Annotated in this window: 10 protein-coding genes; all 10 read right to left on the bottom strand. The window is 65.6% G+C overall.

The annotated features are described in order from the left end of the window. Nucleotides 1-12 precede the first annotated feature (12 nt). The 10 genes from XcyCFBP4188_RS00940 to XcyCFBP4188_RS00895 all read right to left on the bottom strand — a co-directional run bounded on the left by XcyCFBP4188_RS00940 (nucleotide 13) and on the right by XcyCFBP4188_RS00895 (nucleotide 13,108). Complete coding sequence (locus XcyCFBP4188_RS00940) at nucleotides 13-1,266, bottom strand: zinc-dependent metalloprotease (protein WP_043907712.1); 1,254 nt, start codon at nucleotides 1,264-1,266, stop codon at nucleotides 13-15. Between the two features lie 187 nt (nucleotides 1,267-1,453). After that, a complete protein-coding gene (locus tag XcyCFBP4188_RS00935; RefSeq protein WP_006449392.1) occupies nucleotides 1,454-2,257 on the bottom strand; it encodes a ferritin-like domain-containing protein in 804 nt (267 codons plus the stop codon). 61 nt (nucleotides 2,258-2,318) lie between these two features. Beyond that, a complete protein-coding gene (purF, locus tag XcyCFBP4188_RS00930; protein WP_006449393.1) occupies nucleotides 2,319-3,785 on the bottom strand; it encodes an amidophosphoribosyltransferase in 1,467 nt (488 codons plus the stop codon). A gap of 30 nt (nucleotides 3,786-3,815) precedes the next feature. Beyond that, nucleotides 3,816-4,562 (bottom strand): CvpA family protein, encoded by a 747-nt coding sequence (locus XcyCFBP4188_RS00925; RefSeq protein WP_006449394.1) that lies wholly within the window; start codon nucleotides 4,560-4,562, stop codon nucleotides 3,816-3,818. Nucleotides 4,563-4,792: 230 nt separating this feature from the next. Further along, nucleotides 4,793-5,863: an SPOR domain-containing protein gene (locus tag XcyCFBP4188_RS00920; protein ID WP_043907714.1), complete on the bottom strand. Its 1,071-nt coding sequence runs from the start codon at nucleotides 5,861-5,863 to the stop codon at nucleotides 4,793-4,795. 59 nt (nucleotides 5,864-5,922) lie between these two features. Beyond that, nucleotides 5,923-7,230 carry a bifunctional tetrahydrofolate synthase/dihydrofolate synthase gene (gene folC / locus XcyCFBP4188_RS00915; RefSeq protein WP_006449396.1) on the bottom strand — a complete coding sequence of 436 codons (1,308 nt, stop codon included), beginning with the start codon at nucleotides 7,228-7,230 and terminating at the stop codon, nucleotides 5,923-5,925. 136 nt (nucleotides 7,231-7,366) lie between these two features. After that, complete coding sequence (locus tag XcyCFBP4188_RS00910; RefSeq protein WP_006449397.1) at nucleotides 7,367-7,876, bottom strand: hypothetical protein; 510 nt, start codon at nucleotides 7,874-7,876, stop codon at nucleotides 7,367-7,369. 87 nt (nucleotides 7,877-7,963) lie between these two features. Next, nucleotides 7,964-8,608 carry a histidine phosphatase family protein gene (locus XcyCFBP4188_RS00905; RefSeq protein ID WP_006449398.1) on the bottom strand — a complete coding sequence of 215 codons (645 nt, stop codon included), beginning with the start codon at nucleotides 8,606-8,608 and terminating at the stop codon, nucleotides 7,964-7,966. Nucleotides 8,609-8,699: 91 nt separating this feature from the next. Beyond that, entirely contained in the window at nucleotides 8,700-10,784 is a 2,085-nt protein-coding gene (locus XcyCFBP4188_RS00900; RefSeq protein WP_174705816.1) for a S46 family peptidase, read from the bottom strand. A gap of 242 nt (nucleotides 10,785-11,026) precedes the next feature. Then, entirely contained in the window at nucleotides 11,027-13,108 is a 2,082-nt protein-coding gene (locus tag XcyCFBP4188_RS00895; protein ID WP_104591489.1) for a phosphocholine-specific phospholipase C, read from the bottom strand. Nucleotides 13,109-13,185 lie beyond the last annotated feature (77 nt).

The following is a 13,185-nucleotide window of genomic DNA, read 5'->3' as shown; positions in this document are numbered from 1 at the left end:
TCAACGTCAACCTCAGCGGAAGCCGGCAATCGTGGCCTTGGTGTTGACCAGCACGCGCTGATTGTCGGCGGTGCTGGCATTGCCCATCGGGATGCCGTTGTAGTTGATGTTGGGGTTGGACCAATAGTTCAGGCGCGGGCAACCGCTGCTGCAGTCGTAGGCCATGATGGTGCGCCAGCTGTTGCCATAGCGATAGCCGTGACCGTAGGCATACGGCGAGGTGCTCGGGTCGTTGGTGGCGTCGTGGCGTGCGCTCTGCAGGTGCCCGATTTCATGCGCAAAGCTGTAGTAGCCGGTGGCGCAATCCCAGTACACCGATGCAAACGCGGTTGCGGCGGTCGACCCAATCCCCGATGCCAGTCCGCAGTAAGTGGCGTTGTTCAACACGATCACGCCCACATCGGCGGTATACGTGTTGCGGCTGGTGTGGATGCTGTCCATGTAACCGTCGTTGGTCACGCGGAAGCGCTGCAGGTCGGTGGTGAAGTTGCCGGTTTCGCTGTAGCTGGTGGTCTCGTAACGCGCCAGCCGCAGGGTGATGCCGACGTTGCTGTTGGTGTAGCCCTGGTTGGCCTCGGCCACCGCCAGCTGCACCAGCGCTTGCATGTTGCCGCCGTACGCAGTCACCGCCTGATTGGTGGCGACCACCAGCACGCGAATGGTCGCCGGACTGCCGGACGAGGCGGCGGCAGCGGTGACACGACCGTCGCCGGGCATGTCGAACTTGGGCAGCAGGCTGTATTCGGCCGGATGCTCCTGCGGCATGCGCTGCTCATCCACCTGCACCAGCACGTGGCGACCATCGGCCAGCGGACGCAGGCGATAGAGTTTGCCGGCGTAGCGAATGGTGCCGGTGACGGTGTCGCCGCTACGGACCAGGATCGCGGAGTTCAGCGGATCCACGCCCGACAGCGTGCGTGCACGCGTACCAGCGCGCGGGCCGAGGTTGCCGTACCACACGCTATCGCCGCCTTCCAGGGCATCGACCTTGGCCTGGGTGGCGGTGATGGTCTGGCCATCCAGTTGCAGTTCCAGCAGCTTTTCCGAGGCGGTGACTGCACCGGCATCGAGCTGGACTACCTGCGCGGTGGCTGTGGACGGTGAGCTCAACACCCGTTGCAGCGAGGGTTCGGTGGTGGCAGTGGCGGCTGCACTGCGGCTCAGCGCAGGACCGGATTGATACAGCGGTTTGCCGGCAGCGGCGGCCGAACCGGCCAGACACATGGCAATCAGACCCACCGTGGTGCACATCGACTTCGACTTCATCGTCTCTCTCTCTTTAGACATGGAAGTAACGGATGTGAAACACCGGGCCCCTGCCCCCGGGACGCCATTAAGGCCGGAGCGGCAGTCCACATTGCAAGTAGTTGCAAAGGAAAATTACAGTTCTGTGATGCTCGCCTTGAATGCATGCGATTCCGGCGGCTGCGCAGAGGGAACCTGCGCACATTTTTCAGCCAGCCTGCTCCACCAGACTGGCCAACTCATCCTCATCGAAGCCGGCAAGCAGCCGCGCTTGGATATTGAATGGTCCATGCAGATAGCCGCCGGCGTATTCGCGCAGCAGCGCCTTGAAACGCGCACGCGGCTCGATGCCGGCCTGCGCGCAATACCAGCGATACCAGCGCGAGCCGGCCGCTACATGCGCCACTTCTTCGCGCAGGATGGTTTCCAGCACCTGCGCAGTGGCGATGTCGCCGAGCGAGCGCAGCTTGACGATCATGGCCGGTGTCACGTCCAGACCACGCGCTTCCAGCACGCGTGGCACCAGGGCCATGCGTGCGAGGCCGTCATGCGCGGTTTTCTCGCACATTTCCCACAGGCCGTTATGCGCGGGAAAATCGCCATAGTCGTGGTCGTGCGCCTGCAATCGCGCGCGCAGCAACATGAAGTGACGCGATTCGTCGTCGGCCACCGCTACCCAATCCGCATAGAACGCATCCGGCAACCCGCGGAAGCGATACACCGCATCCCAGGCCAGATCGATGGCGTTGAGTTCGATATGCGCGATGGCGTGGATGAAGGCGGCGCGCCCTTCCGGCCTGCCCAATCCCCGCCGTGGCACCTCGCGCGGATGCACCAGCACCGGCCGTGCAGGCCGGCCAGGCATGCAGATCGGCGCGGGGGGCGCGGCCTGCGGCGATGGCAACGACAGCGTGCCGGCGCGGAACGCGGCCGCATGCCGCTGGGTCAGCGCGACCTTCTCCAGCGGATCGGCCGCTTGCAGGCAGGCGTGCGCGGCCTGCAAGAGATCCATCGTCACGTCAGCGCTCCGTCGTTCGCGGGCAGCGCAACTCCACAACGCTGCCGCACCACCATCACGCGCGGCGTTTGCGCTTGGCTTCGTCGGAGCGCAACTGCTGGATGCGCTGGAAATAACCCGGCTCGATCCCGGTGATGTACTCGCCGTTGAAGCACGAGGAATCGAACTGCTTGATGTCCGGGTTGCCTTCGCGCACCGCCACTTCCAGGTCTTCCAGATCCTGATAGATCAGCCAGTCGCAGCCGAGAAATTCCTGGATCTCGTGCTCGCTGCGGCCGTGTGCGATGAGTTCTTCGGCGGCCGGCATGTCGATGCCGTAGATGTTGGGGTAACGCACCGGCGGTGCGGCCGAGGCCAGATACACCTTGCGCGCACCGGCATCGCGCGCCATCTGCACGATCTGCCGGCTGGTGGTGCCGCGCACGATCGAATCGTCGACCAGCAGCACCACGCGGTTGCGGAATTCCAGGTGGATCGGGTTGAGCTTGCGGCGCACCGATTTCTGCCGCTCGCCCTGCCCCGGCATGATGAAGGTGCGGCCCACATAGCGATTCTTGACGAAGCCTTCGCGGTACTTCACCCCGAGCACGTTGGACATCTCCAGCGCCACATCGCGCGAGGTGTCCGGGATCGGAATGATGGTGTCGATATCGTGATCCGGGCGCAGGCGCAGGATCTTCTCGCCCAGCTTCAGGCCCATGCGCATGCGCGCCTTGTGCACCGAGATGTTGTCGATCATCGAATCGGGACGCGCGAAATACACGTACTCGAAGATGCACGGCGCATGGTCGGTGGGCGCGGCGCAGATTTCCGAAAACAGCTCGCCGCGCGCGGTGATCACCAACGCTTCGCCGGGACGCACATCGCGCACGCGCTGGTAGCCGAGGATGTCCAGCGCGGCCGATTCGGAGGACACGATGTATTCGGTGCCTTCGGCGTGATCGCGCTTGCCCAGCACCAGCGGACGGATGCCGTGCGGGTCGCGGAACGCCACCAGGCCCAGGCCCAGCACCACGCTCACCACCGCATAGCCGCCCTTGCAGCGACGGTGCACACCGGCCACCGCGCGGATCGCCGCCTCGGGGGTGAGCATGCGCTGCGCATCCAGCTCGTAGGCGAACACGTTCAGCAGCACTTCGCTGTCCGAATCGGTGTTGATGTTGCGGCGGTCGGCCTCGAACACCTGCTGGCGCAAAGCCTCGGTGTTGATCAGGTTGCCGTTGTGCGCCAGCGCGATGCCGTAGGGCGAGTTGACGTAGAACGGCTGCGCCTCGTCCATGCCTTCCGAGCCGGCGGTGGGATAGCGGCAATGCGCGATGCCGACGCGGCCTTCCAGTACCGCCATCTTCTTTTCGTCGAAGACATCGCGCACCAGGCCGTTGGCCTTTTGCACACGTAGGCGCGTGCCATCGGCGGTGGCGATGCCTGCGGCGTCCTGCCCACGATGCTGCAGGACGGTCAGGCCGTCATAAAGCTGCCCGGCGACGTTTTGGTTGCCGACAATACCGACGATGCCACACATGGTGCGCGTTCTCCGCTGCGGCTTGCGCCGTTACTGTGAAGGTGGCCGTGCCTGGCCTTGAGACTCGACCCGAGCCGGGTCGCTTTCTCCGCCGCGAATCTGCGCCGGATCGATATTGGCCGGCATCGCCTGCGTCGGATCGCGTCCGTCGCTGGCAGCTTTACCGGGTTGCCCAAGCGCACGCGTGATGGTGTCGCTCAGACCGGACCCGGACAGCGCCTTGCCCAGGTCCGTATTATCGCCTGCCGAGGGCAACTTCCCCAACTCCGTTGGCAAGTTGCCGAGTTCCATCGATGGCATGTCCATCGACGGCATGCGCCAAGCCGGCAGTTGCGCCCGCATCCAGCCCGCACCCGGCGACAGCATCGGCATCAGCACCGATTGCCGCCACGCCGGCTCACGCGGTAGCGGGGTAAAGCTCATCAGCAGCACCAGCACGCTGGCCAGAAAGCCGCCGCGCACCACGCCCAGGCCGAAGCCGAGCATGCGGTCCATCCCGCCGAGCCGCACTGCGTCCACGCCGGCACGGATCACCATGCCGATCACCGCTACGGTGATCAGCACGCCGACGAACACCATCGCGTAGCCGCCGAACGACTCGGTGGCCGACGGATGCTTGCCGTCGGCGATCCAGCGCGCGGCCGAGCCGCCGAACTGGAATGTGGCCCAGCCAGCAAGCAACCACGACAGCGTACCGACCACGATTGCGACAAAGCCGCGCAGCAAGCCCAACAGGGCCGACACCAGAATGATGACGCCCAGCACCATGTCGATCATTGCCAACTTCTCCGCGCGGCGCGCGCGCCGTTGCTGCAACCTGGCTCGGTGTTCATTGCGCTCCCCTCCATGGGTGTGAGGCGGTCGGGAATCTGAAAACCACTGGCGATATGTCGTGAGTGGCTGTCAGGCTTGATGCGGACGGCCTGCAGCACGCGCAGTGTACGAAGGGTCGCGCCGATGCAGATGTCTGATTCCGGCAACGCCCACCCGATGGCGGCGCAGCCGTTTTACGGATGCGGGCGCACCATGCCGGAAATGCCGACCTTGGCCGCCACCTGAGCACGCAGCTGTTCGGCATCGCCACGGTTGGCCACCGGGCCGACACGTACGCGGTTGAGCGCCCCCTTGTCGGTGCGGACCTGTTCGACGAACGCACTGAAGCCGGCGGCGCGCACGCGGTCGCGCAAGGCATTGGCGTCTTCGGCGCGGCCGAATGCACCCAACTGCACCGCAAAACCGACCGAACTGGCCGCAGGCGCTGCCGGCGCGGTAGGCGCAGCCACGACCGGCTTGGCAGGTTCGGGCTTGGCCGGCTCGGCTTTGGCCACCTCCGGCTTGGCCGGCACAGGCTTGGGCACTTCGGCCGGCTTGGGCGCGGCGGCTACCGGCTTGGCGGGTTCTGGCGGCAGGCTTTCGGTCCTGGTCGGCGCGGTGGTGCTGGCGGCTGCCACACTGCTGCTGGGCTTTGCGGCTGGCGCAGGCGTCGGTGCAGCTGCTGGCGCTGGCGCTGGCGCGGCGGTATTGGCATCCAGCGTCACCACCTGCGCGTTGACGTCACCGCGCACCTTCACTGCCTGCAGGCGAGCCGATTCGGCCTGGGCCTGATCGACATACGGCCCCACGCGCACGCGCCAGGCAGGGCGGCCGTTGATCTGGGTCTTTTCGCTGAAGCCCGGCAGTTGCGCCTGCTTGAGCCGCGCGATCACCGCATCGGCATCGGCACTGGTGGCGTAGGCACCGAAATTCACCGCGTAGTTGCCGGCGGCCACATCAGGGGCCGACGGCGCGCTGGAGGGGTTGGCCAGGTCGGCCGCGTCCGGGTTGTCCTGCACCGCTGCCGGCGCCGTGGCGGCACCGCGCATGCCCAGTGCACCGCCGGCAGGCGCATCGCCCGGGGTGACCAGCGGCAATTCGCGGGTTTCGAACTCGCCATTGGCAGGCGCTGCGGGTGCCTCGAGCGGCACATCGGCCACGCCGCTCGACGGCGCAGGGCCCTTGACCAGCATCGGCAGGAAGATCACGGCAAGCGCCACCAGAACGATGGCGCCAATCAATCGCTGTTTCAGAGCAGTATCCACGTAAAGAGACGAGAGGCGGCGTGGCGGGTTGCCGCGGCGATTATAAGGCCGCAGTCGGGCTACCGACCTTGGTGGCCTGAATGAAGTACGTGCAGCGCGTCGGCGACGGTATGGAACGAGCCGAACACCAGCACGCGATCGCCTGGTTTGGCTGCTGCGAGTACCGCGCGCAGTGCGCTTGCGACGTCACGATGGCACGGCGCCTGCGCTGCGGCGGTGCCCTGCAGGCGTTGCTGCAATGCCTCGGCCGACTGCCCACGTGCGCCGGCCAGCCCGGCCAGCATCCAGTGGTCGATCTGCGCGGCTACCGCCTCCACCACGCCCGGCACGTCCTTGTCTGCCAATGCGGCGTAGATCGCATACGTGCTTCCTGGGTGCGCTTGCGCGCCGAGTGCGTCGGCCAGCGCTCGCGCCGCCTGCGGGTTGTGGCCGACATCCAGCACCACCTGCACGCCAGCGACATCGATGCGCTGCAGGCGCCCGGCCACTTGCGCGTTGGTGATGCCCTGCGCCCAGGCCGCTGGGGGTACCTCGACCGGCAATGCCTGCAGCGCGGCGATCGCAGCGGCGGCGTTGGCCAGTTGCACCGGCGCGTGCAGGGCCGGCATCGTTAGTTCCAGGGTCACTGCAACATCGCGCCAACGCCAATGCTGCGGGGCGGATTGTTGTGTGTCGGATTGCTGTGCATCGATCGGCTCGAAGAAGTAATCGCTGCCGGCGCGGATTGCATTGGCGCCCAGCTGGTAGGCGCGCCGCAACACGCTCGACGGCGGATCGATTTCGCCCAGCACCACTGGTTTCCAGGCGCGGATGATGCCGGCCTTCTCGGTACCGATCGCTTCGCGGTCTTCGCCCAGCCAATCGGTGTGGTCGATATCCACGGTGGTGATCACCGCCACATCCGAATCGATGATGTTCACCGCATCCAGGCGCCCGCCCAGGCCGATTTCCAGCACCGCCAGGTCCAGCGCGGAGCGCTGCAACAGCCACAGCGCTGCGAGCGTGCCGTACTCGAAATAGGTCAGTGCGGTCTGGCCGCGCGCCGCTTCGACGGCTGCAAAGGCGTCGACCAGTTGTGCATCGCTGGCCTCGTCTCCGTCGATACGCACGCGCTCGTTGTAACGCAGCAGATGCGGCGAAGTGTAGGTACCCACCTTCCAGCCAGCCGCGCGCCCGATCGCCTCGATAAAGGCCACGGTGGAGCCTTTGCCATTGGTGCCACCGACGACGATGACGTGGGTGGCCGGCGCTGCAAGCTGCAAACGCGCAGCGACCTCGCGCACGCGCTCCAGGTCCATGGCGATGTTCTGCGGATGCTGTTGCTCGATGTAGGCGAGCCAGTCGGAGAGAGAGTTCGTTGCGTTCACGGCGAAGACTGCGCAGGAAGAACTGCATTATCGCGAATTTGCAGGCCGCCACGTGCTCGGACAAAAGACGACGGCGTGCTCAGGCACATGCGCTTGTCGTTGCCAAATCCAATTACCTGTGTCGAGACGTCCTCGATCACGGGACGTCTTCGATCGCTGCAACCCGCATTCCCAGCACCGAGCGCTGACCGGTCAACACCACGGTCATCTGCTGATCGGGATGCCGACGATACAGCGCCTCACTGATGCACAGATGGCTGGGAAACCGATCTTCCAGCGGCCCGCCACTCAATCGGTATTTGCACGAACGCCCGCTTTGAAAGTACTCAGTCTGCATGACATGGGTTTCTTGAAAGCTGACACCGGCGATGCGCGTGTACACCCACGGCGCACCTCGGGCCAGCATCAGCCAGCACACGCAGCCCAGCAACGGCGGCGCCACGACGATCGCCAGCAACGTATTGAACACGCCCTTGCTGACAACTGCCTTAAGTCGCCCGTAGCGGTAGGCATGCAGAAAAGGCAGGGCCGTCAGAATGGCTCCTGTCAGCACCATCGGCGCTACCCATTGCCGACCAGATAAAAAGGTGGCGGGGATGAAATCGCCGAAGACTCCCAGCACCAGCAGGCCTAAGAGTCCGAGCACCAGTGCCAGCTTGATGGGCTTTGTAGGCTCGGAGGTTGCTCCACTGTTGCGCGCCACCGAACTGCTTACCCCCTTCCAATCGAAGCCTTACAACGCCCGATGCTTGGCTTCACCGAAAAATGGCGTGTGATGCGCGCAATCGTTCAGGCGCACCACTTCCAGGTGATCCACGTCCTCGCCTTCGAGCAGGTTGAGCGTGGTCGGTGCCTGGCGGAAGGTCCACAGCCTGGATAGCGGCAGGCCCAGAATCTTGCACAGGATCACGCGGTTGACCGCATCGTGCGCAACCACCAGCAAGGTGTCGTCGGCGCCCAGGCCATCGGCCGCGCGCGCCAGCCCGCGCCAGCTGCGGTCCAGCACCTGACGCAGCGATTCGCCGCCGGGCATCAGCACGGTGTCGGGCTCTTCGCGCCAGGCACGCAAGCGCGCCGGATCCTTGTCGTTGATCTCGCTAGCCAGCAAGCCTTCCCATTCGCCATGCGCGATTTCCTGCAGGTCCGCATCGGTCTGCAGCAAGCTCTCGCGTGCACTGCCCAGCGCCAGCTTCGCAGTGGCCTGCGCACGCGACAGCGGCGATGCCACCGCGCGGGTGATCTCCAGCGACTGCAGGCGCGCGCCGAGCGCGGCGGCCTGGCCTTCGCCGACCGGCGACAGCGGGATATCGATCTGGCCCTGGTAACGGCCTTCGGCGTTCCACGGCGTCTCGCCGTGACGAGCAAGCAGGATGCGCATGCGCGAGAGATTCCTTGGGGGAGGGTCCGGCTCGCCGCAGCGAAACGGGAGCGCATCATAACCCCTCCCGCCCCCGTGCCGGCCGGCCGCCTCAGCGCACGCCGAGTTCCTTCAACAGCTGCGGCGCCGGGGCGACTTCGGTCATGACCCAGCGCAGATACCGGCTATCCACGGCGATCATCCGGGTCATGGACGGATCGAAGATCCAGTTGCTGCTCACCGACTCCCAGTTCCCATCGAACGCCAGCCCGACCAGCTTGCCGTGAGCGTCCATCACCGGCGAACCGGAGTTGCCGCCGGTGATGTCCAGATCCGACAGGAAGTTGACCGGCACCGAGCCCAGCCGCTTGTCCTCGAGCCCGGCATAGCGCTTGGCCTTGACCGCCTCCAGCAACGCCTTGGGCGAATCGAACGGATCGGCGCCGGTGTCCTTGGCGGCCACACCTTCCAGAGTGGTGAACGGGGTATAGGCCACGCCATCCTTGGGGGTGTAACCCTTGACGTTGCCGAAGGTGATGCGCAGCGACAGGTTGGCGTCCGGATACACCGACTCGCCCTTGCTCTTTTTGTAATCGGCCAGGGCCTGCAAATACACCGGCCGCGCCTTGAGCTGCTCGCCGGTGTGCAGCTTGGTTTCGCGCTCGATCTGCAACAGCGCCGGAGTCACCGCCACGGCATATTGGATCGCCGGATCGGTACTAGCCTCGAACGCGGCACGATCGGCGGCCAGCCACTTCAGGCGGGCCTCGGTGCTGCCCAACGTGGTGGCATCGAGCTTGCCCAACGCGGCCTGCACGGCGGCCGCATCGCCGCCGCCCAGCCATTGGTCCAGTGCGGCAATGCGCTGGTTGGCGGGCAGCTTCAGATACTGGCTGAGCCAGTACTGCTGGAGCTGCCGATCCATGGCCGGCACGTAGCGGCGCTCCATCTGCTTCATCGTCCCTTCGATGGCCGGCAGGTCGCGGTCCTGGTACCCGGATTCGCGCTCGGCATTGGGCTTGGCGCGTTCCAGCGCGAGCCGGTATAGCGTCACTGCCGCCCCCACCGTGCCGGTGGCGTCGAACTGCCGCAGCACGAAGTCGCGCTGCTGGGTGGCCTGGTCGCTTTTGAGCAGTTTGACCAGGGTGTCGTGCGCCGCGAGCGCCTGGCGCCCGCCTGCGCCACGCCCCTTCAGCCAGGCCAGCACCGCGGCTTCGTCAGCCTGCTTCTGCGCCTGCGCCCCGATGCGCTTGAAGCCTTCCAGTTGCCCATCGTAGTTCTTGGCGGCGTTATTGAGGCCGGCCACGGTGCTAGCGTATTTCACCTGGATGTCGGGATTCTGCTTGCCGGCCTGTTCGATCAGAGCGATCACGTCTTTGTAATGTCTGCCCACCACCGGATAGGTCCAGCCGGCGGTGTTGTCGAATTCGGCGGCCAGCGCGTAACGATTGGTACGGCCCGGGTAACCGGCCACCATCACGAAGTCGCCTGCGCCCAGCGGCTGGTCGGCGAACTTCAGATAGTGCTTGGGCTGGTACGGCACGTTGTCCTTGGCATAGGCGGCCGGCTTGCCGTCCTTGCCCACGTAGGCGCGGTAGAACGAAAAATCACCGGTGTGGCGCGGCCACATCCAGTTGTCGATATCGCCACCGAACTTGCCCACGCTGCCTGGCGGCGCATAGGCCAAACGTACGTCCTTGATCTCCAGATTCTTGAACAGCCGGTAGGCATTTCCGCCGGCAAAGCTGAAGAACTGACAGCGGTAACCGGGCTGCGCCTCGCAGGCGGCGATCTGCTGCTTGCTGAAATCCTCCAGGGCCAGTGTGCGCTTGAGCGGATCATCGCCGGCCGTCGCCATCGCGGCCTTGGCAGGCGCGGTCACGTCGGTGATGGCATCGAGCACGTAGATGCGCGCGGTGGGGCCTGCGCTCAGTTCGTCTGCAGGTGTGGCGGCGCTGAAACCGTCCTTGATCAAATTCTTTTGCGCTGTGGAATTGAGCTGGATCGCGCCATAAGCACAATGGTGATTGGTCACCACCAGGCCCTGCGGCGACACCAAGCTGGCAGTGCAGCCACCCAGTGCGACCACCGCGCCCATCGGATCGCCGGTCAGGTCGGCCAGTTGCTGCGGCGACAGGCGCAAGCCGGCCTGCTGCAGCGGGCCGGCGATGTCGGGCAGTTGCTGCGGAACCCACATCCCCTCGCCTGCCTGTGCGGATGCCGCGAGCGCGAGTGTTGTCAGCATGGAAACGGCAAGCAGGTTCGGACGCATCGTACAGCCCCGGAAAGGTGAGCGTTACAGTGTAACCCTCACATCTGCAGCGGACCCCATGACCAACGGCAGGGTCCGCGCCCTGATCCAGCTCCTGCCGGTGTGCTCGCTGCGCGCAGCCCCGCCTGGCCGGGCAGGCGTCGTTCCAGCCGTGGCCGGACGCCGGCTCAGGCGCGACCGAACGCCGGATCGCTGCGGCTGGGCTTGCCGGTTTCCAGATGCCCGGCCAGGCGCCGGCGGAATGCCCCACCCGGCTGCTCAACGACAACGTCATACCAGTGATCGCTTGCTGCCAACGGCAGGCGGATGGTTTGCCGCTGGCCTGCGGCCAGCTGCACGGCGCGCGCGGTCGGGTCTGCGTAATCCAGTGCGCGCAGTTGCAGCGTGCACGGTTGGCGCCCGGCATTGCCGAGTTCCAGCACCAGCATTTCGCCGTCCTGCCTGGCTTCCAACCACGGCGCTGCAGATTGCGTCACAGCGGCGGCAAGTTCGCCCGCGAACTCGCGCAGGAATCCATTCGGCCCATGCACGCTCAAGGCATAGGCACCGATGTGTGCAGCGCCAAGCGGTACATCGTCGAGCTGCGTGCCGGGCAGCACGGTGTAGTACCACGGGCCACCACTTGCAGCGCTGGTGTAGACGTTGAACGCGGCTGCAGCAGCGCCGCTGTTGACGAACTGCAGTTGCACGCCAGTGTCGTTCTGCACGCGTGCATGCACCTGCAAGGCGTACGGCAGCGCGCGCGCCGGACGTTGTCCCGGCTCCTGTCGCGGCATGCGCGCGGTGGTCGGCGGTACCGGCAGCGGTTTTCCGCTCACCGCAGCAGTGCGTGCGCGATAGTCGCCGATCGCCGGCAATGCGCTCAACGCCGAATCGTCAGGCTTGCGGAAATCGAACACGCTGGTCAGATCGCCACTCACCGCACGCCGCCACGGGCTGATGTTGGGCTCGGCCACGCCGAAACGGCGCTCCAGCAAGCGCAGTACCGAGGTGTGATCGAACACCTGCGAATTGACCCAGCCGCCGCGCGTCCACGGCGAGATCACCAGCATCGGCACGCGGATGCCCAGGCCGATCGGCAGCCCCTCGTAGACTTCGCCACGCGTGTCGACATTGCTGCGCCCCATGTGCGCATCCAGCGCCGGCAATGGCGCGGTCACATGATCGAAGAAACCGTCGTTCTCGTCGTAATTGATGATCAGCGCAGTCTTCGCCCAGACCTCCGGATTGGCGGTGAGCGCATCGATCAAACGCGCCACCAGCGATTCGCCGTAGGCCGGCGGTGCTTCCGGATGTTCGCAATAGGCGGTGGGCGGAACGACCCACGACACCTGCGGCAAACGATTGGCCTGCACATCGGCGGCGATCGCGGCGACCAGATGCTCGGCCTGCGTGGTGGCGGCATTTTCCGCGGTGGAACCGGGCACGCACGCACGCGCGCGCCGATAGCGTTCGTCGCCGGGTTGCAGATCGCGATAGTGCGAAAAATACGCCAGCGAGTTGCAGCCGAAGTTGTCGTATTCCTGATACACGCGCCAATCCACACCCGCGGCCTGCAGACGCTGCGCGTAGGTGGTCCAGTCCATCGCCGCGTAACCGGGTTTGTCGCGCGCCATGTCGGCGGTCCAGTTGCCGTCGTCGGCATTGGTCACCGCTTGCGCACCGACATTGCCCACGCTGGGGCCGCTGGTGCCGGTGAACAGATACATGCGATTGGGATTGGTCGGCCCGTGCAGCGAACAGAAATAGCCGTCGCAAATGGTGAACGCATCGGCGAGCGCGTGGTAGTACGGAATGTCGTGACGCTGGAAATACCCCATCGTCAATTCGCCTTTGTATGGCACCCAGGCGTCGTACTCGGCCCAGCGCGCCGGGTCCTGCCCGTGGCCGGCTTTCCACGAGTGATCCAGGCTCTTGATCAACGGCGCGGAGGTGTTTTGTGAATCGAAGGCGAACGGCAGCAAGCGATGACCGTCCTTTGCCGGCTGGCTCCATACCGGCTGCCCATCGCGCAACTGCAGCGGACGCGGATCGCCGAAACCGCGCACGCCGCGCAGCGCACCGAAGTAATGATCGAACGAACGATTTTCCTGCATCAGGATCACCACGTGTTCGATGTCGCGCAGCGTGCCGGTACGCGAGTTGGCCGGCAGCGCGAGTGCGCGGCCGATCGAAGACGGCAAGGCGCCGGCAGCAGTCAGCGCGGCGACGCGCTTGAGGAAATCACGGCGCGAGGGGGAAGACGTCATGGATGCGAAACCTGGCAGAAATACGGGTGCATGGCCGCAGGTGGCGGCTGGACACGACACGTATAGCGGGCGAGCGC

Source organism: Xanthomonas hortorum pv. cynarae, from assembly GCF_002939985.1.
Taxonomy (GTDB): domain Bacteria; phylum Pseudomonadota; class Gammaproteobacteria; order Xanthomonadales; family Xanthomonadaceae; genus Xanthomonas; species Xanthomonas hortorum_D.
This window is presented reverse-complemented; position numbering and strand designations above follow the sequence as displayed.

Coding starts and splice junctions, on each gene's coding strand:
- XcyCFBP4188_RS00940 (WP_043907712.1), bottom strand. CDS start 1,266: ATGAAGTCGAAGTCGATGTGCACCACGGTGGGTCTGATTGCCATGTGT.
- XcyCFBP4188_RS00905 (WP_006449398.1), bottom strand. CDS start 8,608: ATGCGCATCCTGCTTGCTCGTCACGGCGAGACGCCGTGGAACGCCGAA.
- XcyCFBP4188_RS00925 (WP_006449394.1), bottom strand. CDS start 4,562: ATGATCGACATGGTGCTGGGCGTCATCATTCTGGTGTCGGCCCTGTTG.
- XcyCFBP4188_RS00895 (WP_104591489.1), bottom strand. CDS start 13,108: ATGACGTCTTCCCCCTCGCGCCGTGATTTCCTCAAGCGCGTCGCCGCG.
- XcyCFBP4188_RS00900 (WP_174705816.1), bottom strand. CDS start 10,784: ATGTGGGTTCCGCAGCAACTGCCCGACATCGCCGGCCCGCTGCAGCAG.
- purF (WP_006449393.1), bottom strand. CDS start 3,785: ATGTGTGGCATCGTCGGTATTGTCGGCAACCAAAACGTCGCCGGGCAG.
- XcyCFBP4188_RS00935 (WP_006449392.1), bottom strand. CDS start 2,257: ATGGATCTCTTGCAGGCCGCGCACGCCTGCCTGCAAGCGGCCGATCCG.